This is a genomic window from Cryobacterium sp. MDB1-18-1 (assembly GCF_004402735.1).
GTDB classification, from domain to species: Bacteria; Actinomycetota; Actinomycetes; order Actinomycetales; family Microbacteriaceae; genus Cryobacterium; species Cryobacterium glucosi.
Genome location: NZ_SOFR01000050.1, coordinates 18,401 through 39,810, shown reverse-complemented (window position 1 = coordinate 39,810; position 21,410 = coordinate 18,401). Strand labels below are relative to the sequence as shown.

The 21,410-nt window shown below is 61.3% G+C and carries 16 protein-coding genes; 4 read left to right on the top strand and 12 right to left on the bottom strand.

Annotated elements, in window-relative coordinates; genetic code table 11:
* Positions 1 to 2: 2 nt before the first annotated feature.
* The 8 genes from E3O50_RS19675 to E3O50_RS12755 form a co-directional block, all read right to left on the bottom strand.
* Positions 3 to 197 carry a hypothetical protein gene (locus E3O50_RS19675; RefSeq protein WP_241975559.1) on the bottom strand — a complete coding sequence of 65 codons (195 nt, stop codon included), beginning with the start codon at positions 195 to 197 and terminating at the stop codon, positions 3 to 5.
* On the bottom strand, positions 194 to 349 hold the full coding sequence (locus E3O50_RS19670) for a hypothetical protein (RefSeq protein ID WP_241975558.1): 156 nt from the start codon (positions 347 to 349) through the stop codon (positions 194 to 196). The genes E3O50_RS19675 and E3O50_RS19670 overlap by 4 nt, the downstream gene beginning before the upstream one ends.
* A complete protein-coding gene (locus E3O50_RS19845; RefSeq protein ID WP_134560860.1) occupies positions 346 to 696 on the bottom strand; it encodes a putative toxin in 351 nt (116 codons plus the stop codon). The genes E3O50_RS19670 and E3O50_RS19845 overlap by 4 nt, the downstream gene beginning before the upstream one ends.
* Positions 608 to 1,585 carry a pentapeptide repeat-containing protein gene (locus E3O50_RS12780; protein WP_134560859.1) on the bottom strand — a complete coding sequence of 326 codons (978 nt, stop codon included), beginning with the start codon at positions 1,583 to 1,585 and terminating at the stop codon, positions 608 to 610. Before E3O50_RS12780 ends, E3O50_RS19845 begins: the two co-directional genes overlap by 89 nt.
* Positions 1,586 to 2,051: 466 nt before the next feature.
* Positions 2,052 to 2,576: a hypothetical protein gene (locus E3O50_RS12770; protein ID WP_134560857.1), complete on the bottom strand. Its 525-nt coding sequence runs from the start codon at positions 2,574 to 2,576 to the stop codon at positions 2,052 to 2,054.
* Positions 2,576 to 8,857, bottom strand: coding sequence for an RHS repeat-associated core domain-containing protein (locus E3O50_RS12765; RefSeq protein ID WP_134560856.1), 6,282 nt, complete (start codon positions 8,855 to 8,857; stop codon positions 2,576 to 2,578). The genes E3O50_RS12770 and E3O50_RS12765 overlap by 1 nt, the downstream gene beginning before the upstream one ends.
* A gap of 55 nt (positions 8,858 to 8,912) precedes the next feature.
* Positions 8,913 to 12,065: a LamG domain-containing protein gene (locus tag E3O50_RS12760; RefSeq protein WP_166790723.1), complete on the bottom strand. Its 3,153-nt coding sequence runs from the start codon at positions 12,063 to 12,065 to the stop codon at positions 8,913 to 8,915.
* A gap of 351 nt (positions 12,066 to 12,416) precedes the next feature.
* Positions 12,417 to 12,887: a hypothetical protein gene (locus E3O50_RS12755; protein ID WP_134560854.1), complete on the bottom strand. Its 471-nt coding sequence runs from the start codon at positions 12,885 to 12,887 to the stop codon at positions 12,417 to 12,419.
* 206 nt (positions 12,888 to 13,093) lie between these two features.
* Between E3O50_RS12755 and E3O50_RS12750 the strand changes: the two genes are divergently transcribed.
* Positions 13,094 to 13,393, top strand: coding sequence for a hypothetical protein (locus E3O50_RS12750; RefSeq protein ID WP_134560853.1), 300 nt, complete (start codon positions 13,094 to 13,096; stop codon positions 13,391 to 13,393).
* A 31-nt stretch (positions 13,394 to 13,424) separates the two neighbouring features.
* Here the strand turns inward: E3O50_RS12750 and E3O50_RS12745 are convergent, their stop codons facing one another.
* The 3 genes from E3O50_RS12745 to E3O50_RS12735 form a co-directional block, all read right to left on the bottom strand.
* On the bottom strand, positions 13,425 to 13,937 hold the full coding sequence (locus E3O50_RS12745; protein ID WP_134564568.1) for a hypothetical protein: 513 nt from the start codon (positions 13,935 to 13,937) through the stop codon (positions 13,425 to 13,427).
* A gap of 198 nt (positions 13,938 to 14,135) precedes the next feature.
* A complete protein-coding gene (locus tag E3O50_RS12740) occupies positions 14,136 to 14,864 on the bottom strand; it encodes a hypothetical protein (protein WP_134560851.1) in 729 nt (242 codons plus the stop codon).
* A gap of 90 nt (positions 14,865 to 14,954) precedes the next feature.
* Positions 14,955 to 15,149: a hypothetical protein gene (locus tag E3O50_RS12735; protein WP_134560850.1), complete on the bottom strand. Its 195-nt coding sequence runs from the start codon at positions 15,147 to 15,149 to the stop codon at positions 14,955 to 14,957.
* A 523-nt stretch (positions 15,150 to 15,672) separates the two neighbouring features.
* Here E3O50_RS12735 and E3O50_RS12730 point away from each other — a divergent pair.
* The 3 genes from E3O50_RS12730 (at position 15,673) to E3O50_RS12720 (ending at position 18,944) form a co-directional block, all read left to right on the top strand.
* Positions 15,673 to 16,599: a hypothetical protein gene (locus tag E3O50_RS12730; protein WP_134560849.1), complete on the top strand. Its 927-nt coding sequence runs from the start codon at positions 15,673 to 15,675 to the stop codon at positions 16,597 to 16,599.
* A gap of 8 nt (positions 16,600 to 16,607) precedes the next feature.
* Positions 16,608 to 17,732: a hypothetical protein gene (locus E3O50_RS12725; RefSeq protein WP_134560848.1), complete on the top strand. Its 1,125-nt coding sequence runs from the start codon at positions 16,608 to 16,610 to the stop codon at positions 17,730 to 17,732.
* An 804-nt stretch (positions 17,733 to 18,536) separates the two neighbouring features.
* Entirely contained in the window at positions 18,537 to 18,944 is a 408-nt protein-coding gene (locus E3O50_RS12720; RefSeq protein ID WP_134560847.1) for a hypothetical protein, read from the top strand.
* 604 nt (positions 18,945 to 19,548) lie between these two features.
* On the opposite strand, the gene E3O50_RS12715 is transcribed toward E3O50_RS12720, so the two are convergent.
* Positions 19,549 to 20,637, bottom strand: coding sequence for an ImmA/IrrE family metallo-endopeptidase (locus E3O50_RS12715; protein ID WP_134560846.1), 1,089 nt, complete (start codon positions 20,635 to 20,637; stop codon positions 19,549 to 19,551).
* Positions 20,638 to 21,410 lie beyond the last annotated feature (773 nt).

The following is a 21,410-nucleotide window of genomic DNA, read 5'->3' as shown; positions in this document are numbered from 1 at the left end:
TGTCATAGCGTCTCCCAGACGGATGCTGCCGGCCCCACTCCCAGCGCCCGCCCAAGGCTCTCCATGATCCGGTCCGGATAGCCGCCGCGCTGCAGGTGGTCGAGCAGGATCGGTAGAGCTTTCGGATAAGGATCGGCGGTGTTGACCAGGTCCCAGACGGAATTCACCTCGACTCCCGCACTGCGCAGGTCTTTCACGATGGGAGACTCAGCCTGCGTAGCGCACTTACCCGCTCCTGCAACTCGGCGTCGAAGAGCTCCTTCTTGCGCTGATACTCCTGGTCGCCAGCCAGCTGGGCCATCAACTCAGCGGCCGTAATGCCTTGGGACGGCTTCTTCTGTTTGCTCACGGGATAAACCTCAGGTTGATCTGGCCACCGCGGATGGCATCTTGGAGCGGGCCGGTGAGATAGGTAGCCGTACCCGGACGCATGAAGAGGTCGAAACGAAGATCATTCCCTTGGGTGTGCGCGAGGCTGTCCTTCAGCTGCTGAGCTGACGCCTGACTGGCGACGTTCTTGACCTCCGAGATCGTCTCGCAGTTCAAGCCGTCGAAGATCCGAGTTCGTCCTCCGACCCACGACCTCGTGCCGGGCCGGCACCTCGATTCACGCGTCAGCCTGTGACTCCGCAAGGGCTTGAAGAAGGGTCGACTCGGAAAGGACAGCCATGGACTCCCCGCCCCACTCCAGCTCATCCCGCCGGTTGAACACCCCCGTCGCGTCCTCCCTCTGCCGCGCTCGCAGCTGACCGTTGAAGACCGACCTCAGTCGAATTGCGTCGTTCGAGTCGTTACCCTCCAAGAGTTCAAGTTGGCGTCTCGCCACGCTGGGAAAATTCGGGATCAACCGAATCTGGGGGTCATCCGGAAAGGTCACTCCGTCAAAGTGACACCCGCGGAACTCCACATTTTCGAATTTCGCGCCTGAGAAATCCACGTGGCGCATGTCTTCCGGAGCCTTGCGATCCGGAACTTCTCTAAAGTCGAAGAGGACGTCGCGGAGCACACCCGAGAAACGGACTCGGTCCAGGCTGCAGCCCTCGAACTGAAGCCCTTGGAGTCTCACATTGTTGAAGTCGCACTCGACGAAGGACGCTGCCTGCAAGGCAACACCACGCAGATCGGCGCGGTCGAAGACGATCTGGGTCCACGTGTCCGGTCGCTCGTCGTTGATTCCGAGGGAGGAATCGCGCAAGTTGCACCGGACGAAACTGCACCGAGATACGTGTGTCTGCCATAGTCGCCAATCAGCACAATGCGCTTCGTCAAAGAGGCAATCCGTGATCTCGGCGTCAAAGAACCGCAGACTCGGAAGAATCGCAAAGCTTAGGTCTAGGCCTTCCCACCGGGTGTCACGAAATGAAAGGGTGCCGTCCAGAATCGCGGCCGTCATCCCACCGACCTCGACATGACCGACAACCTCGGGCGACGGCAAGCCGAAGCCCCGAAGATCCACCCGACCGTCGTGCGTTCCAACATCGAGACCCTCAAATGACTCTCCGGACACAAGCCGGAACGCCACCTCCGTCGCAAGTGTCCGGCCCTCAACACTCATCCAACGGCCTCTGAGCTGCTTCTTGTTCATTGCGTAAAGAGTCCCAGACCATCCCCGAATAGCGAGGTCAGGGCGCGAATTTGTCGCCCAACAATGTCAACACAACGCCATCCGGCCCGACTGCGGACGATCAATATTCCGCGTTGAAGCTCATTCAACGACCCCGATACCGCGGACTTGTGCAGCTGGATCCCAATCCTTAGGAGGCGGTCGGAGGGTCTCGCTCGCCCAAGGCATGCCCCGACTCAACCACTGTCGACGCCATACATCGTAGGTAAACCCAAGGTCATCATCGGTGACGCCGAACTCGAAGCCGCAACTCCAGCAGATCTCGTACGATCCGCCACTGGCCTCCGAACGTGGTTGCTCGGTCAGGTGAGGCCAACCACATACCGGGCAAACATACTCCGTCATAGCACCGTCGTGTTCCGTAAAGGGTTCCTCTTGAGGTTGTTCGGGTGCCTCGATCCGTGGTGCACGCTTGTCCGACTAGACGTCACCAACCATTCCTGGAAACGGTCACCGATTGTAGTTCGCACTCCCGGTCCCAAGCTGGCATCCCCGCGATTACGTTGGCATCGGATTCATCGACGAAATCCGGCTGGATTCGACCAAGTCCCGTCAGCGTCAACGCGTAAAATGCCCCTCGCGTCGCTTCAACGGCCAAGTACTCCGTCGCGCCAGTGAACCCGATTTCGATTGACACTCCGGGAGAATCCCCTTCGACCCTGGAACCCATGACTATCCATGCCCGAGTTTCGGAGGGGAAAAGACTTGCAGACCACGTCAACTTCGTCACGCCGTCAAGCACCAGGAGACCCGTGTTGGAGCCTGTCCCCACAAAATTGAGACTGGTCCTCAGGTCGAACAAGAGGCCCCATCGCAAGTGGACAGCGTCGAACTTCATGCCGGCAAAGCAGGTCTCGAACAATTCGTCATCGAGCTCCAGCACGTTTGGAGCGGACTCGTTGACGTTCGCGAGAGGAACTTCCTGGAGAAAGACCGATTCCACTGTCAGCATTAGTTCCCCAAATCAATATGTGCGAATGGATCTTCGGGAGTTACGCCTCTCCCCGTCAGGGGATTCACGGTCTGCCCCTTTACGTTCGAATATGCCGCATAGCCATTTACATGTGTATAGCGTCCAGAAAGGACAGGGTCCATGATGCGCACGGAAGATACTCTAGCGTCCAGTCCCGGTGTCCCTTGGGGGAACTTGTATTCCAGTCCTTTCCCAGTCCGGACCAGAGTGCCAACCACACCTGACGGCACGCCCGGTAGAATTATGCCATCTGGCCCGACTATCTGCTCCGGCCGAATCGTCGCCCGCGCAATCGTCTCGGGAGCTAGAGCTGCAATGTCCTCGTCCGGCAACATAGCGAGAGGACATCTGCCTATCGCCATGCAGTAGTTGTAAGGCATCATAACTGCGTCGTAGACCAAGTACGCCTCCGTTTTGCGCACGAAGTTGGAGTAGGGCACGTTCGCGGGCACCGAAAGTGACTTGCCCACAGTTCCGCCCGCGGTCCTGTTCGGCTGAGCGGCATGCGGCTGACACGAGCTGGGATTCACCGAGACGCATCCGGAGCGCTTTCCGCTTCCGTTTCCTGCCGCGGGGGCGGCGCTGGTAGCCGTCCCTGAAGTGCTGGGTGCCGTCGACCTCGATCTACTGCCGCTGCACACATAGTCGTCCACCGTGTAGCAATTCCCAGACGGGTCCGTGAACGTCACTGGGCTGTTCGCACTGTAGGCGTAGCCGTTGTTCTGTTGTGGGTTGTACGGCGCAAGCACGGTGTCCACGGAGAGGAACTTCCCTAGGGCCATGTCGTAGGCGCGGGCGCCCAGCTGGGTGAGACCGGACAGGGACGATGTCGGGGCGTTCAGGTACCCGTGGCTGCTGGACCAGGTGGCGGTCGTCCCCCGGGTGATCCCATAGGGGTCGGCGTACCGACGTGTGACCGCGCCGGTCGTGACTGCGGCCTCCAAGTCCGCCGTGCCGTCGATGTTCGTGGTCACCCAGGTCGCCACGCTCCCGGACACTCCAGCCACCGTGGTGCGTTCGGCGATGGGAGTCCCGAGGGGAGCGTAAGTGCGGACAGCGGACGCCGTCGTGGATCCCGGCGCCACGTGCAGCTCGGTGTCACCAAGGTAGAGGGTGGAGCCGGTGGTGGCGTCCGTCTGGAGCAGCAGCGAGCCGGACGCGTCGTAGACGTTGGACTGCGTGACCGCGCCGGCGGTGACTGTGCCGAGTTTCCCGGTCGCGTCGTAGGTGAGCGTCTGGGCGGGACGTGTGGTGGTGTTCCCGGACGCGTCGTACCCGTATGTGCTGGTCGTGGTTGTGGTTCCCGTGGTGTGGGCGACGGACTGCACGGCGTGCGGCCTGGCGGCCCCCGCAGCAGGGTAGGTGTACGTGTCGGTCGTGGCGGTGCCGGTCCCGGTCGTCGGGTTCGTGGCGCTGCTTGTCCGGTTGCCGGTCGCCGGGTCGATGGCGTAAGTGGACCAGTAGGGTGCGGGGCCGCCAATCGTGGTGCTCGTCGGCGCGGCCGCGCAACTGTTGGAGGATGGCGTCCACGCCGAGGTCATGTCACGCAAGTAGTCGTAGCTGAAGCACTGTGTGTCGGTGGCGGCTGTGCCCGTGGTGGTCACCGAGGTGACGTTGCCGCCGTTGTCGTGGACGTAGTTGCGGTCAGCGACAACCGTGTAGGTTCCCGAGACCGTGGTGCCTTCCTTGATCTCGGTGATCGCACCGTTGGCGGGGTCGTAGCCGTAGGTGGAGTCCAGGCTCGTGGTCGCCGCGCGGCCGTAGTCGACGAGTTGGCCGATGGCGCTGTACACGTTGCCGATGAGGTACGAGCTCTTTCCCCCGAAGCTGGTCAGGTGCCCGTTCACGCTGTACGCGTAGCGGAGCAGTTCGGAGGCTAGTCCGCCCTCGGCGGGGTCTGTCGTCGTGAGGGGTGTGCCGTCCTGGTTGTACCGGTACGTGGTGGCGTAGCTGGTGCCACCGAAGGCGGGCGCACCGGTCGGGACGCTGACCGTCGTCCCCGTCGCTAGGTAGCTGTCGTCGTACCCGGTGACAGCCCCCGTGTACGCGATGCCTGGATGCCCGGCGGTCGAGCCTGTGTAGCTACTCGAGGAGGTCAACTGCCCCTTGGCGAGGGTATCATACGTCCACAACGCGAGCAGGCTGCCGGTGCTACCTGTTGACGTGAGGTACTGTCCGGTCTTCCTGTTGAGGGCGTCGTAGGAGTACGCGAGGGTTGTCCCGCGGCCGTCGGTGCTAGTCAGCAAGTTGCTTGCAGTGTCGTAGCTGCTGGTCGTGGTGCCGGTGTCCGGGTCCGTGGCCGTGGTCTGGTCCCCGAGGACGTCGAATCCCCACGTCCACTGGTGGCCGGCCGGGTCGACCATGGCGCTCATCTTGCCTTGGGCGGTGTAGCCGTAGGTGGTGGTCTCGGCGGTCCCGGACGCGGGCGTGGCGGCCAGGTATTGGACCAGCTTCGTCTTCTGGCCGAGGGTGTTGGTGAACACGCTCGTCGGGGTTCCGCCGGCTGGCGGGGTCGTGTCGGTGCGGTCCGCCCCGGGGTAGGCGAAGCTGGTGCGGTACCGCTCCGTGCCGAAGGAGCTGAGGATGGTGGCGAGGGTGCGACCTGTCGGGTCGAACGTGGTGACGGTGCGGGACCCGATCTGCTGCGGGTTCAGCGGGATGAACTGCACCGCTGAGGGGTTCACGGACGTTGTCCAGTAGGCGCCGTTGGATAGGTTCGCCCGGCCGGCCTCGTCGTAGCCGGTGTCGGTGACGACCGTTCCGCTGCCTTCGGCGGGCCCTTGGGTCTGCACGACCTGGCCGAGGCCGTCGTAGAGGGTGTAGTTCGTGACTGTTCCCGCTGCTGTGAGCGTGGTGGTGGCCACCGCTGTCGCTGCGGACTGGGACAGCGTGTAGGCGTAGCCGATGGAGGGGGTGGTGTTCGAGGCTTGCGGGCGGATGGGCAACCAGACGGCGGTGCGCCGGCCGAGAGCGTCATAGGCCGCGGTGGTGATCTTGCCGTTCTGGTCGGTCGCGGACGTCTCCACGCCCCAGGCAGGGTCGTATGTCGTTGAAGACGTCCAGCCGAAGGGCGCCGTGTTCGTGACTGTTTCCGAGGTCAAGGCTCCGCTGCCGGCAGCTGCGGTGGCGGCGGGAACGTAGGCGGTCGTGGTCGTGTGTCCGAGAACGTCGGTGGCCGACGTCACCCGGCCGAATCCGTCGTAGGCGGCCTGGGACGCAGTCGCCCAGTGCGCCGTCGCGGCCGTTGTTCCGGAGTACGAGTCCACAATCTGCGTGGTGGTGGCGTCCCCGCGGGTGGGTGTCGCTCCCCAGGCGAGACCGTCATACGTCGTGCGGGTGTCGGAGATGGCGGCGGCCGGGTAAGTCGCGGAGGCGACGCTGCCACAGGAGACGCCGACCTTGGCGACTTCCGCCGTGCGTCCGATGATCCACGCTGTAGTGTTAGCCGGCGCGTACGAGGTCGTCGCGCACGTCGCTCCCGCATCCGAGGTGAGGGTGTTGACCGTGACCGGCAGTCCGTAGGTGGCCTCGTGGGTGGTCTGCACGTCGGTGGTCCGGTTGCCTCCGGTCGAGACGGGTTCCGTCGTTAGGGCGTCGGCATCGCCCGTCATTCGGGCGCTGCTTGTTCCGTCGGTTGCGGTCACGGCCGATGCCCACGGGGTGTTCACCGTGTCGGTGACGACGGCTCCGCCGGCGCCGTTGAGGGTCTTGGTCTCGCGGGTGAACCCGGCGAACCAGGCCGAATCGGGCACGCCGGCAGAGCCGGTGACGGACACGGACTTGCTGCCGCCGGCGGTCGTCGCACGGTCGCCGTCCATCCCCTGATAGAAGGTGAAGTCCGTGGTTTTCTGAGCGGCTGGGGTGCTCGGGTTGCCGACCCGGACTTCGACGGTGTTGTAGCCGGCGAAGACGGACCAGGTGCGTTGCGTGTCGGGCACCAAGGGCGACGTGTCGTAGCGCCACGCCGGTGTTCCCGTGTAGACGTAGTCGCTCTCCTGGGTGGCGTCGTTTCCCCCGCCGGTCCGGGGGTTGGAGACGACGGAAGTGACCACGTACTTGTGGAAGAGGTCCTTCTTGGCGGGCTGCGGCGGCGTCACTTGCGGGACCCACCACTGCGGGAAGCACCGTGCAGTGTTGGACTCGGGGGCCGCCTCGATGCTGGCCGCGTTGGCGGTCGTGCACTGCTGTCCGGAGTAGTTCACGGAGATCGTGGCTCCGGCGGCCGTGGTGATGGACGAGATCCGGTACTTGTCCAGGGGCGCGAGCCCGTCGACTACCCAGACCCTGTTCTGCAGGGTGGTGCCGGCGAACGTGGTCGTCGGTTCAGGCAGGGAGGCCCCACCGGAGTAGCCGGTGTGCGCAACCTGGGTGAGCCACAGGGCGGCGTTCGTGCCGTCGCCGGGGCTCGGGAACGAGTGGCCGAGGGTCCACACGTCGACGTTCGCATAGCTGCCGGCGGTGAGCGCCCGCGTGGTGACGGTGCCGAGCATCCCGGTGGTCCAGAAGGTGGGCGAGAGGAGGCCCGTGCAAGCGCCGCTCGTGCAGAGCTGGTCGAAGGGCACGTCCGGGTACGCCGTCGCCTGGGCGGGGGCGACCGCGGCGCCGGTGATGGGCTCTGAAGTGCATGTGGCGTGGGTGCTGTCGCTGCAGCGGCCGTAGGCGTCGTAGCCAAGGACGACCTGGTCGGATGCGGCGTTCGCGGAATAGGCGCTGCCGTCGGTGAGCCCGTAGTCGATGTGGTCGAGCTGCCCGCCGCGGATGTAGCTGGTGGCGGCAGTCCCGTTCTTCGAGTAGTTGTTGGCTTCGGAGTCGTAGTAAAGAGCTTCTGCGTTGTTGTGGGTGTCGACGACGTAGTCGAGATTCCAGCGCCACGCCTGGGCGCACGACGAGGTTGCGAAGGAGCCGGCGTTGCAGGGCTCACCGGCGTCGTTGCCGAAGACCGGCACCGTCCAGGCGGAGTTGGTTGCCGGCTTCCCTGTGGCCCATCCAGGCAGCTGGTTCAAGCCGAAGTAGTACTTCGTGCCGTCCATCGTCATCAGGCGCCAGCAGTCATTGTCATAGGTGCCGTTGGCGGCACACCCTTGGGCAGTCCCGACGAGATGCTCGAACCGGGAGCTGTCGTCGTTCTTGAGCTTCCAGATGCCGCTCGCAGTGTCGCGGACGAGTTGCCCGGTGTGACCGGCGAACGAAATCGTGGCGTTGTCAGTCTTCCAGCAGAGGTCCCCGGACGTTGTGACCGGACCGGATGCCCCGTTGTCCTGGGCGCACGAGACGTAACTGCGCTCGATGAAACCGCCGGCACCGCCGAGGCTCCACCCCTCCCCGACAGCCGAGGGCTGGTTGTTCGTCGAGCCGGTCTCACCGTCAACGGACTGGGAATCATAGGACAGCGCCAGGCTCGGGGCCGGCCCGGCCGCAGCCGGAGGCGTGCGTAGCGGAAGCGACCAGGAGAAGTCTCCCGTTTGGGCGGACACGTCCCAGGCGCTCGAGGGCTTCAGCGACGTGGCTGCGAAGGAACCTGTGCCGGTGGATGACACGGGCGCGGCCAGTGTCGTGAGCATGACTGCTGCGGAGCTCACCCGCGCTGTGACGAGGACAGCGCCGGTGGAGGAGTCCAGGGACGTTGCCGCGGGCACTGCCGTGGCTGCCACCTTGTCGGAGGGCGTTCCGGCGGGCACCTGCACCCACCGAGCTCGTGAAGCGTAGTCCGCCCCAAATGTGCCGGAGAGCACTGCCGAGGGGATGCGCACCGTCACGGCTTCGGAATAGGCCGAGGACTTGTCATTCGACAGGCGCAGCGCGAAGTCGGACAGCCCCGCCGAGCGCGCCGCCGCGGTCTCGAGCACTTCGACCGACGCCGGCTGCTGGCCGGACGCCCCGGCAGCCCACGGGCGGGCGACCAATGCGTACGGAGCGGCAGCCGACGCATCAATGGGCGTGGTACCGAGTTGCTGCCAGTCCCCGAAACGTCCGGCTGCGGTGCTCGACGCAGCCGGGACCTTGACGGCATAGCGGCCCGCGACGGGCGTCACTGCGGCCGGAAGCGAAACGGACGAGGACGAGCTCGCGTCGGACAGACCGGCGGCGTCCGCAGCAGACACGCCCGGCACGGGGGTCCCAAGGAAGGGCGCCGGGCCGGCATCACCCGCCGATGCCGCTGGAACAGGCCCGAGAGACGCGGCCAGCACTAGGGCGACCGCCCCCGCTGTCACGGCAACCGTGCGACTGAACCGGTTGAAGATCGGCTGGACGTTTCTCATTGCAGGCTCCGGACTGTCAGACGACTGAGGTGAAGGGCGTGGGAGCTTCGAAACGTCACGGGCTTGGATCAAATTGGTTATAGAGGGCGTAAAGCTGGACCTTCTCAACCACCCCGGGGAAGATGGTGGGGTCCACAATGAGACCGCTCCACTGGTTGACCGTCGCACTGCTTGACACGGCCGACCCGACCGTCAGGACCCCGGTTGCCGAGACGTCCCCCGCGGGCACCAGGTGCGAAGCGACAGCGGCCGGCTGAACCTGGTTGCCGATGAGGAGCCGAATTTGGCTGTTGGCTGAATCCCAGACTCCTGTGACGAAAACCCAGGAACCGTCGGGCGTTGGGCTACTCGCCGTCGCACAGTCCAATGTGGGAGTTCCCGCCTGCGTCCGAATGCAAAAACGCAGCAACCCACCTGGCATTTCCTGAAGATAGAAGCCTGAATTGACCGGTCCCGACTGGGCCATGATGGTGTGGTACCGCGGCGAGCCTGACGTCGCGAGCGGCTTCACCCAGGCCGACACCGTGAAACTCGCAAGGGTATCGACAGCTGGTCGCGAAGTCTGATCGGTGCCCAACTCGGCAATGTAGACCATCGGCCCCTCAACCCTTTGACCTTCACAGTTTGACGCGAGCGAGTCGAAGTGGTCCGTCCCGGCCAGGCATCGGTAGAACAGACTGGTGGGCGGCGCGGTCGGTCCGGTCGGCGGACTTGTCCAGGCATAACCGAGAAGGATCGGGGTGGCACCCGAGCCCTCGCAATTTGACGACAAGGAGGTCATTTCGTCTCCTGTCGAAAGCATGCAGGAGTACACGCCTATGGTTCCGGGAGGAGCCGGTGCGCCGATAGGGGCCAACTGTCCCAAGACCGACTCGAACCAATAGTTGTCCGGCTTCGAGCCTTCGACGATTGCTGAGTGATCGGGCCCCGAGTTCTCACGATCCAGTGACGAATACCCGGGCAGCGAGATCGCTGCCTCTGGCGAGCCTGATGATGTCGGGTCTGCAGTGGCTGTCCGTTGAGTGCCCGCACCCAAGGTCAAGGAATTCGAGTTCGTAAGTCCAGTTCCCGATGCCGTGTTCAGGTCTGGAATCGTCTGTGCAAGCGGCGCTGGCATAAACCCTGGAAGCCACCAGCCATGTCCCTGCGTGTACGAAATAGTGGGGGCGGCCGCCGCGTGCACTTCGAGTCCCGCTGACGTTGAAGCCGGGGTGGCCGAATTCTTGGAGACGTTGCCCGCCTTGTCAACACTCGCCACCCAGAGAGTCGACATGTCATCCACGGGAGCGACCGTGACGTTCGCTGTGCCATTGGCGTCTGCACAGGCGAAGCGCACTAGGCCGGATGAACTGCCACACGCCGGCAACACGCCACCCGAGCCCGTCGTGACAGGTGGTGACGGGCTCGGCGTGACAAGCGGCGAGTTCGTCCACCAGTACTCAAAGGCAGCGACGTTGTCAGCCGCGTTCGAGGTGAACGTCGCAGCCAACGGCAGGCCCACCGTTGATGATCCGCTCTGGGAGATACTCACCCCGGGAAGTGCGGGGCCCGAGTTCTTGACCACGAAATAGCACCAGAATTGAACGTTTGAACTGTCTATTCCATCCCACCCGGCGACTCCCATCGCGTAGAAGCCAGGAACCAGAGTGTTGGCTGGGAGCACCGCCGTCTGCGCGCCTTGCGCCTGTGTGTTGGACGACAGGTATCCGTTGGGAGCAATGCTCGCCGGTAGCTTGTTGTCCGCTCCGTTGTACGCGTTCACGACGTAGAAGCGTCCGGCGACGTTGCCCCCGTCGGAGTCGGTAAAGTACGCCGCCATTGTGATCGGGAAAGTCTCATTGACATACGACGGGGACTCCGCCGTGCCGCAGAATCGGACGGGGCTCGTAAATCCGGCGTTCACCGGCCGGTTTGGGACAGTGTTGTAGGTGATGGTCAACGTGGCGCCGACGGCGAACTTCTTCCAGGAGTACGTGTCGTTCTCGTCGCTGGCGCGCATGCCCAGTGTGACGCTGCCCACGCCCGCTGCCGAGGCGGCTGCGACCGCGGGCGTCGCGTCAAAGCCGACTGCCTGCGCCGGGCAGGACGAGTTGTATCCGTGCGCGACGTTCTGTGTGTCCAGTCGCTGCTGCCAGCCCAATGCGCTGGACCCATTCCAAGACATGCCCGCAGAGACGCCGGTCACGGACCACAATTCGATGGGCCTCGCCTGACAGGACGAGGCGTAGAGTTCGGTCGTGTTGAACCGCGCTTGCAGGATGTGTCGTCCGGTGATGGCCGAAGCGTCCATCTGCCAGAACGCTTCGGCACGCTGCGCTCGGCCGTCTGACGACCACGAGGCCTGAACGTACCCAGCGAACTGCATCCCGTCCGTATATGCACCGCCGTCGATGTAGCTCTGGTTCGGATATGCCTGGTTGATCCACCAGGCGTGGATGTTGCCGCCGCTCCAGTCCGGGTCCACGAATACCGGATATGTGAGTCCGGGCTTCGCCACCACTGCCGCGACGTCGAGAGACATGGTGTCGCCGGTGACCGTCTGGTCGACGGGGAGACCGACGTCTCCGCCGCCGGGGCCGCTTGAGCTGGCGTCGGTCGCGGACGAGTCCCAGGCTTGCGGCTTGTTGGAACGTAACGAGGTTTCAGTGTCCGGCCCTGTGGACGTGGATCCATCTGCCGCGGCAGCCACGGGAGCCCCGCTGACGACGAGCTGGACCGCACTGAGTTCTGGGTTCGCTGCAGCCTCTTTGGTTTTCACCACGAGCACCTCGGACATGCCCGTTGAGGTGGCCGTCAATTGGAGGTCGACGCCTGGAAGCACTTCCGGATAGGTCGCTGACGCTGCGTCGACTACTGGTACCGGCAGGGCTCCGAGGGGCCACGTCTCGGTGAGCCACTCGCCGGTGGGAACCTGGATTTGGGCCAGGCTGTCGGCACCGCCCGAGGAGAATCGCACCGGAACAGTGGTGGCAGCTGGGGCCAGGAAGCCGTCGGTTGACTTGGACAGTGACGTGTCGATATCCGCCCAGGAGCCGTTCTGCTTGACCCTGATGGGTTCCGTGTTCACCGTCAGTTGGAACGACCCGTCTGGGAGGGCCATCACCGTATCGGTCTCAGTGGACGCCGAGTCCACCATGACGCTGTGGTTGTGAGCCTCGGCCACCACGGACGCGGATGACTCGTCGGGTGCCGACTGCGCGTCGTCCACGCTTGACGATGAAGACGCAGCAGTCCTCAACGTACTGTTCGGCGCAGCTGATGCTGGCGCAGCCACGGACGCCATCAGCGCGATGGTGGCCAAACCCGCGAGGAGCACTGGCCGAAAATTCGGCAGAAAGAGTACGGGTCTGGGACCCCGGACGCGACCATTGGCATTCGAAAACAACTGACGCGTCACAGATCCCCCTGCACACCAAACCCGCCCTATGGCGATGCCTGAAGGTAGCAGTACATAGGTCACCAGCGCATCCCCCAAATTCGCGGGTCGACTCAGGGTGACCTGCTGACCGTGAATGGCTCGGCGGTCAGGCCATTTTCACAGGGACGACCATTGGATGAGTTAGGCCGGATTCCGCAGTTCCGTTCGCGGATTGACTCGAACCGTTTGTGAAGCGAACCATGCGCCCCTAAGCGAGCCCTGATACCACAGAGTCAGGGCTGCGCTCATCTCGCTCGCAATGGCAATCTTTTTGTCTAGATTCTTTTGCTCAGCCAGTTCGAGAGCCTTTTCAGTGAGCCATCCGTGCAACGCCTGCTGCCGTTTCGGTACGTCCATCAGCAATCGGTTGGTTGCCAGGCTGACGTCCACAATGCTCGTGTTCCAAAGATTGCTGATGATCGGGTAACGAGCGGATCGGATGGTCCTATCGAGCTCGTCAAGTATCCTCACCACGTTCGCGCGACGCCGTTCTTGGCGTGAATTCGCTGCTGAAATTAGTTGATTCGCGACAAAGACCAACACGCCAACGAGAGCCGCTCCACTCGTCGAAATTGCGGCAGCCCAGAGCACGGCGGAATCGGCAGAAGTCATGCGGAAGATCTTATCGACGGCGGTCGGGTCTCCCCGGGCCGCCTGCCGTCTGAGAAATCACCTCGGTGCTCAACGAGGTTCGAGGCCCCGTCATTCGACAGGCGGCCGTGTTCTGCAGGGACGGTAGTGTGTGAATAAGCGCTGGAATACTAGGCCCAGTCAGGCCCGTTTCTCCTTCTCGGATCCGGCGTAAGACGGGGGTATGCATGCGCGTTCAGGAGCAGATTGAGTTTGACCTCGGCGAATTCGTCGACCGGCCTCAATACCGTGTCATATTTTGGATCCCAATGTCACGAGGGCGAGGCGTACAGAGCTACCAGCATGAATTGTGGACCATCACCGACGCTATCGGCCTCAGTGAGGTCGATAGCTGGGCGCGAGACACTGGCAAAAGCCAGCAGTTCACGGTCTACGTTGTCGTACCGTCCTCCGGTCGGGATCCCGCACTTTTCCGCGTTCAGGGCACCGACCCGACCTCAGGAGAAGACGTCACCTTCACTCTTTGACGAGATAGGTGACGCCTCCATCCTGGGTTTCCTACTGGTCGAAGCTGAACTTAGATTCGGCGAGGCTGAGATCCACCGCTTTGAAGGCCGAAGTCGGCTGCAATGTGAAGGCTGAGAGCCCACAGGCAACGTCGACCCAGGAGCTCTGGAGCGTCTCCGAGTGGTTGCCGGTGCTGCCTACGGGAGCTTGGACGCTGATGTAGGTCACGTTCCGGAAGGAACCAGGACCGTTCGAGCATGACGTCGCCGCATTTGCTGAACCCGACTTAGTATTCAACATGCTGTAGGCGCTACCCTGCCAATTCCTCCCGTCTGATTTCTCGAGGATCACGGAAATGTACATTTCTGCCGCCGCGCCGTCACAGGTGACAGTCCCCTGCGCGTTGATCGTCCCGCTTACATGGCTAGAGGCGTGCGGGTTATTAGCCTTGGCTGCGCAGGTAATCACGGTTGCTTCAGCCGAGGTTGCCATCAAGAGGCCCGCTCCTGAGAGCAATCCGACGAGACCCAACGTTGCACCCGACTTTTTCAATAAACTATTCACAATTCCCCCAAATTTAGTTCTTCGAATACTGCCAGTTAATTGCACGTTTCACCAGCATTTATGACCATTGCCCCAGATTTGGGGACGCGGCTGCAATTTTCGCGGTCACGTTGGTGCGAGGCCCCGTGGCCGCCCGAACGAGTCGCTGCAGCGAACCGGCCCGGCCCGGCCGCGCACCTTCGGTTCAAGTCGACCGACCTACGTCATGGTCTTCGTCGGCACGACCTTCGGCGAATCGAGAGTGCGCAGGCTCGAGCATTGACGCCGTCCGCTAAGGAAGAAGCTTCCATCAGCCACACCAAATCCCTGCTCCCCAAGCACCCCGTCAACGAGCTTCACCAGCCGCGCCACGGCTTCAAACCCCTTGTCGCTCACCATGAACCCAATGAGCCGGTCCTTGTCGAGTAGGCCCATCGCACGAAGCTCACGAAGGTCGTGGAGCGCATCGCGCTTGCCGGCAGCGTCGGCCCATCCGTTGTTGCCGTTCCAGAGGATCCGGTCATACAGCTTTACCTCCGCAGCTCCGAGCGGAGCCTGCACCTCCCGCGTCGCCACGTTGAACGCCCCGTTCGCAGCTGCCCAACCGTGAAGAGGCACGGTGGGGAACTCGACGACAACTGCCTTGCTCCCGCTGTCGCGGGGAAGCGCTCGAGAGAGAAGCTTGAGGCTGGGGTGAAGCAGGACTACGACGCGCGCCTGGATTCCGAGGTGCCCGGACGACTTCTCTGTGACGAAGTCCACACCCTTGAGCAAGTCCGGGATCTGGTTCTCCACAGTGACGGCCACTTGAAGCGGGAGGCGTGCGTCTCGTGCAACGAGCCGGCCGAGTTCGGCGCCGGGGACGAAATTGTTGACCTCGTCAGTCCAGGGAACGTAGAACAGCCTGTGGACAAGCGCGTCAGCGTGCGTGGAATCCTGTGAAGTCATATTCCTGAGGCTATGGCCCGTTCCACGAAGGGTGCGCCCAGGGGAGCGTAGGTGCGGACAGTGGACGCCGTCGTGGATCCCGGGGCACGTTCAGTTCAGTGCGCCAAGGAACAGGGTGGAGCCACTCGTGGCATCCGTTTGGACTAGTGGCGAGCCGGACGCGTCGTAGACGTTGGACTGCGTGACCGCGCTGGCGGTGACCATGGAGAGGTTCCCGGTCGCGTCGTAGATGAGCGTCTGGGCGGGACGTGTGGTGGTGTTCCCGGCCGCAACTCTCGACTTCAATTGAGCTACGGTTCGCCGCAGCCGAACGTCACGGCCACTTCGAGGTTTAGAACGATTGGTAACAAGCAGTGATTGAGAGCAACATGGCGGTGACTGGGGGCGTTGAAGGCTCACCACAGCGGTCATGCAGCGGAACCCAAGTACTAGCCTCGGTTCAGCCCCGGTAACTCAACTGCAGAATTGAAACACATCTGGTTGATTGCCTCGACGCAATTGATGTATGTTGAGGGGACGACAAGGTTCAAGCCTTGCTCGATAACAAAATACAGTCATCGGCCCGTATGGGCTGGAAGACCACAGATGGGCCCGCACGCGCTGAAAGCGAACTCGGCGCAATGCCATCCCATCGAATTCGGATCGTCAGCTGTACATCTGACGGTACGTGTTCATTGAACCCACGGGGGTTCCTGGAAGCGGTGCTGACAGGAGCGTGGTCACATTCACTATTCGTAGATGGCAAAACAATACTTCGAGATAGCCCCCTGCAACCGCACGGGGCTATCTGAATGAAGGGGTTTAGCCAATGAATGAACTGACTGCGACCGTATCAGCGGAGCCGGCCTTCGATCTTGCTGCGCAACTCATCGCTGAAGCTGCCGCGCGCGACTTCCACCCGACCGCTGCAGAGTTCAAGCTTCAAATGCTTAATCGCATGCCGATGTTCTCTGAGAAACAACTCGGATTCCGGAAGTTCATTGACTTCCTTCGCGAGGCTCAGGCTCAAGGCCGACTATTTGTCTTTCTGGACAACAACGGACACCCAAGAGTCTCGGGTGAACCCGTCCTCGCCGAGCCGGTGTTACCCAGCCAAATAGCACCTGAAGAACAGCCCCCTCGCATGCGACAGGACCTTTGGAGTTCCATCGTTCATTGGGAGGACATGAGCGACCGGTTCTGGGACCGGAAAGAACGGCGTGCCATCTACGTTCCAGTGAACGAGGCTGGATCTCCACTTTGGAATTCAGAGCCAGATAGGTTCGCTCGAATCATCCCTGTTTCCAGGGACAAGCACGTCGAGTGGATGAATGAGTTCGCCGAACGCTTGGGAGGGGAGAAACGCGACGCGCTGCTCCACGCGGTTGGCCCCGACGCGAAACGGGGGGCATTCAAATTCGCTCTGCGCCGCTACGACCTCACAGCGCAGTGGGGGGCCGAGCTCCAAAGCCGCGTCACCGAACACGCTGAAGCCTGGGCTAAATCAGAGGACGTGAGGCTGGACCATATTGTTGAACGGACTTCCCCTCAAAGCGCTCCAGCTAGCCCGCCGTCCGACACCAAGATTGCGCCACCGCCGCGGCCGTCGTTCTCCCTTGACTCGGTCCAATCACACGTCGAACCTGTCACCGAAACCGATCTGTTGCGCCGCAGGGTACATGGGGTCATCGACAGGATGAACCTGGCTGAACTCGCTGCTCTTCAGGTTCCTGCCATCTATCTGCTGTCTGAATAGGCTGCTCAATGGCGAGAACGATTCAAGAGCTGGAGCGCAGCGCAACTTCATATCTCGGTAGCCGTGATGTCTTCGATTCACGCATGGACATCGCTGAAGAGTTCAGGCTGGGCAGGAAGCTTCGCGCGCCCATCCGGTGCGCACTAGAGGAATCAAGCAGTTTCTTGTTTGTGGGGGACTTAGAACGTTCGCTCGCCAAAAACCTAGTGGATCTTGGCCTGAAAGAGAGCCTTGCGCCGGCCATGATTTGGGAAGTTCTGGCCGAACCGAGTGTAGCGCTGGCTGCCGAGGAGCATGGCAACCACAAATTTCGACAGGCCGTCGTGATTGCACGAGATGGAAATTCCTCTCCTTTTGACCTACGCCTCGTCGTCGACGCTGTCATCGTGCCGCGCGGTCATGATGCTCGACAGCAACGAACACCACCCGCAATAGTGTCCGTCGCTGTGTCGATAGATATGTATGACCTGGATGAGGAGCCCGAAACTGCCCGCCTAGTTCGGGAACTGTTGGATTGGTGCCTCGAATTCCCTGCGCCGCTCAGTGAAAGACGTTCGCGGCCTCAGCCGATGGCATTTGTTGGCGATCCTCGTCGCATTGGTATCGAAGAGGTCCCCGACTCGTGGCGTCAATACCTCACGATTCTCGCTGCAATGTTCATGTTAACCGCCGAGGTAAAGGACGGGCCAAGTTTCGACGGGACGCTATCATCTAAAACCACTCTGGTCGTGAAACTGGACCCATACGCGGGCAAGACGCTGGTGGTGCCAAGTGACACCGGAATAGTCCTAATCGACGCTAGGGGACGAACTTTCATGTCCGTTGTCGATGAGATATCAATACACCTGGTGACGAGGGAAGCCGCGTTGGTGGACATCCAGAATGCGACGGCGGCACGTGACCTACTTCCGGGTGAGCGTGTCTACCACCGGAAAATCGGCAGCTCCCGAAACTTCGACCGCTTCAATGAGGGGTCTCCGAAGCCCTGCTCCCACGGAGAATCATCCTTCATCCCATGGCACGGTCCCAAGGCTACAAAAGGCTTAGAACGCCGCTACACGAATTTCGAACCCGGCATGCACAAGCACTGCAGTCGTTACCCAACTTGCGGCATGTACGCGGTCTTCGCGTAGGCCGGTCGGCACGGAGTCACCCCGAAGACGCCTGGGGAATCCGCGGAACGAGCGCACAGAACAGCGAGTGCCAAATGTGCAGCGCGCTCCGAGGATGTTGCTTTCAATAGCCCGGACTCGCGCTCCTCAACGCGCGTAGCTGCGAAGTCAGTTCGCTGCGAGGTTTCTTCCAGCTGACCACGTTGGCTCCAATCGATTTCCGACACGGAGAAAATCACCCTTAGCAGGCGCGCGAACGTAGAGATCAGAAGTGCAAGTATTATCAGCACTTGAGAACAAATTCGGGGGCAAGTTGTTCAGAGGCGTATCGCCAACCGGCGCAAGAGCTAGCGGGCTTGAGGAGCCGCGAGGCGAGGCGAATCGATGGGACCTCCGATCCGCTCGTAGTGTTGCTGACGAGTTCAGCGCGCTGCATGCCAACAATCTTCACCCGCAGCTCGCTGCAACTGAACATCGAAGAGCCTTCGCCGCAGTAAAGGATATGGTTCTCGAAGCCACGCATGGCCGACTTCAGGTCGGGTCAGCGAACACAGATCCATGTCGAGTGATCGACCGGGTCGAGTTTCTCTTAGAACTTCGACCACTTTTCGAGTCACAAACCAAGACACGATTCGGGCGATCTAGACGACTAGTGCGGTTGTATTTTGCCGAACCGTCCTCCGCCCCGAATTTGCTGCTGGCACTACACTTGACAACAAAGGACGCCGTGTACAGTGCGACGGAGCAAGACTCCGCAATTGATGAAGCAGCCGCTCGCGCGAATGAATGGGATTTCAAGCGAGCCACAGTCCGATAGGAGCCGGCATGACATTCAGCATTTTTAGTTTGCTGACACCTGGGGAGCACAGTGACGCTGAAGTCATTGAGCAAGCCATCGCAGACGACAACTTTGCCTCACAGAAGCGACTGATACGTGAACTCCGCAGCGCTCAATCGAGCAGTGGACGCGCTGATTCCGCCGTTGCGGCCCTTCTAGGTATCGCGACGTCTGAGCTGGAATTGGCTCTTTCGGGCTCCGAAGACTTGTCACTCAGCGAGCTGGCTGAACTGGCTCAGGCCGTCGACGCACGCATTGAATACGTTGTTCGCCCGAATTACAGTGCAGTGCTGAAGAGCATGGCAATCGATGCCCACTTCCAGATGAGCGAAGAGCCAATCGATTTGGTTACGGAATCTGAAGAAACCGTTATCGCAGCCCTATACGCGGCATAGACGGATGCTTGATTATCGATATGACCACCTCCTCTTCCGATTGGACGTGTCACATGGGCGTCCGAAGAATGTAGATGCGGCTCCTTCCGTTCATTGGGACATTTCCTTGAATCCCTCGGGGAGCATCTTCTTGGTGCGCGCCGGACTTCAAGCTACGGCCTCGACTGGCTACGCCAGGGCAACGGCTTTCACGTTCCTATTCCCTTTGAATGAGGAGAGTGAGGCCGCATCTCTCCAAGAAGTCGCCGATTGGGCAGAGCCTCACTGCCTCGACGAGCTTTATGCCAATTGCAGGCGTGCGATCCAGTCGCAGGCAGCCACAATGGATCTTGACTTCAACCTTTCCACAAAGCTCCCAGAGGGAAGGCTAACGATCAAGGAGCACACTCCCTTGCAGTAACCACAGGCAGTCGATGGTCTTCGGCCGCCGACAATGTTCGATTACGTCGCCCCAGGCTTCGGCTCACCCAGCCGAGCAGCGGTTGCATCCACGGGACTCGCATCCCGGGTCCACCAACGAGACGCGACTATGAAGGTCGATTTGGTCATCCCAGACGCGCGCTTCTCGTTCTAGAAATCCCGTTGTAGGTCGGGACTGCTCCCGTCAATCGTCTTTGAAACCGAGCTTGAGGCAGAGGTCATGACCCATGCTGTAGTGCCAAATTTGATCGTGCCACAATCGGCCGACAACAATGCCCGGACTGACGCCGATATCCATGGCGAAAGCCATAACCTGGCTCTTGGTCTTCAGCGCCCTAAGCTCGTCGCCTCTTTCGACGGGGATCAGAGTATTGCCAGCAAAATCATTGGCCTCGCGCTCTGCAAGATCTCCGCCATCCGAGTCTTGATCGACCGCGCGAACGTGTGTTTCATCGCCCGGGTGGAGGAGCACGTGTCCAATTTCATGCAGAAGGGTGAACCAAAACTGGCCATCATTTCGTCCTCGAAGTGTCAGTGCGACTACAGGATTTCCTCGTATCCATCTAGTGGCACCAAAAACTCGAGCACCTGTCACCTCTGGAACAAATATCAACTGCACACCGGCCGCATGAAGCATTAGGACGAGACGCTCGCCGAAGTCGTGTGGTGGCTCTGCGGAGAGTGCTCGCAACTCCGGGATAAGCGCTTCCAAGTGCTGTGGCGAGAATTGCGGCAGATCCTCACGAGTCGCAGCGGCCTCGAGTTCTCCTAGACGGAGCCAAGTAGCAAGTGCGTGAATATCAACCGGGTGCGCAAGACCTTGACGGAAAGCAATTGCCTGCTTCTCGGTGCAGCGACGCAGGGCGTCAGCTGAAGCCACCCCAAAGAAGGCAAACAGCTCCACAACCACCTCCCCGGGCCGGCGAATTGTGGCCGTTACGAAACCCAATTTTCGAAGGTGGGCAAGGGGAAATGACATCGCCAAAGGCTTTTCAGTCACGAGGAGTTCCGCTAGCCCGAGCCTTGACACATCGGCTCTGTAAGTTGCCTCGTAGCCAAGCCACAGGCGCGCCGGCACGCCGGTGACCAAAGCTAGTTTCGTGGCCATGTCAGGCGTCATGGGAGCGCCTCCAATGAGCTTGCTGACATGTTTCGCGCTGACTCCGAGACGCCTCGAGAGTTCGGCCTGCGATAGCTCGTTTTCTTCGAGCCATTCGGCAACGAAATCACCGGTGGGTACGGCGTAGTCCGTCAATGCCTTAGTACCGTTCATCGGGTCCCCCCTCCTTAGTGATAGTCCTCAATTGAAAGGACAGTAGAACTTGCGGCACCATCAGCGGATTCGACGAATTGAACCAGGATTCTCCAGTTCGCGTTCAGATTCGCTGCGTATACGAGCAGGCCGCGATTAGTAAGAGAGTGCCATTTCCCAAGGCCGTCCAAGAGGTCGCGAATGGTTGATGCGCTTTCCAATTGCTTGATTCGATTCCGCAGTCCCTTGGCGACAGCGGGCGGAAGCGATCCGCGCATCGATCTTTCGACGGTGCATGTGTCCTCCAGATTCGACGACGAGAATGCTATCTCCACGCTACGAGCCCGTTACCTATCAGGTAACAGTATGACATGTAAAACTCCAAACACTGACTCTGAATTCCGCAAAATGTTGCGGGTCCCTTGCATCGTCCCGCACTCCTGTCGTGATGACGAACTCGCCACGCCCCCGTTCTGGGTTGATGCGTCGAGGAGACGGCTCTGGGAAAGGAAGTCGACCGTCGGCAGCTGATCCATATAGGTCTACGACACGCTTCCTTCCGAAAGTGAGCTTCAAGTCGAAATGCTCCGCCGTGTCCCGCGTCGCTCGTAGTGCTCGACATGGTCGATAGTCCGCGCGCCTGGTCGTGTGCCCCATCGCTGCCAACAGAATGGAGGTTCGTCGCGTATCTACTGGCGAGAAGGTCGACATCTTGGCAATTGGAGCGTTGTGAACGAACTTTGGACTGCGTTGATTCCAGCCATCACCTTGGCAGTTGGCGTCTTTGGCACTCT

Excerpts from the sequence above, each read along its gene's own strand:
- E3O50_RS12770 (WP_134560857.1), bottom strand. The coding sequence starts at position 2,576 with ATGCTGACAGTGGAATCGGTCTTTCTCCAGGAAGTTCCTCTCGCGAAC.
- E3O50_RS12750 (WP_134560853.1), top strand. The coding sequence starts at position 13,094 with ATGCGCGTTCAGGAGCAGATTGAGTTTGACCTCGGCGAATTCGTCGAC.
- E3O50_RS19845 (WP_134560860.1), bottom strand. The coding sequence starts at position 696 with ATGAGCTGGAGTGGGGCGGGGAGTCCATGGCTGTCCTTTCCGAGTCGA.
- E3O50_RS12780 (WP_134560859.1), bottom strand. The coding sequence starts at position 1,585 with ATGAACAAGAAGCAGCTCAGAGGCCGTTGGATGAGTGTTGAGGGCCGG.
- E3O50_RS12715 (WP_134560846.1), bottom strand. The coding sequence starts at position 20,637 with ATGAACGGTACTAAGGCATTGACGGACTACGCCGTACCCACCGGTGAT.
- E3O50_RS12755 (WP_134560854.1), bottom strand. The coding sequence starts at position 12,887 with ATGACTTCTGCCGATTCCGCCGTGCTCTGGGCTGCCGCAATTTCGACG.
- E3O50_RS12720 (WP_134560847.1), top strand. The coding sequence starts at position 18,537 with ATGACATTCAGCATTTTTAGTTTGCTGACACCTGGGGAGCACAGTGAC.
- E3O50_RS12730 (WP_134560849.1), top strand. The coding sequence starts at position 15,673 with ATGAATGAACTGACTGCGACCGTATCAGCGGAGCCGGCCTTCGATCTT.
- E3O50_RS12765 (WP_134560856.1), bottom strand. The coding sequence starts at position 8,857 with ATGAGAAACGTCCAGCCGATCTTCAACCGGTTCAGTCGCACGGTTGCC.
- E3O50_RS12725 (WP_134560848.1), top strand. The coding sequence starts at position 16,608 with ATGGCGAGAACGATTCAAGAGCTGGAGCGCAGCGCAACTTCATATCTC.
- E3O50_RS12740 (WP_134560851.1), bottom strand. The coding sequence starts at position 14,864 with ATGACTTCACAGGATTCCACGCACGCTGACGCGCTTGTCCACAGGCTG.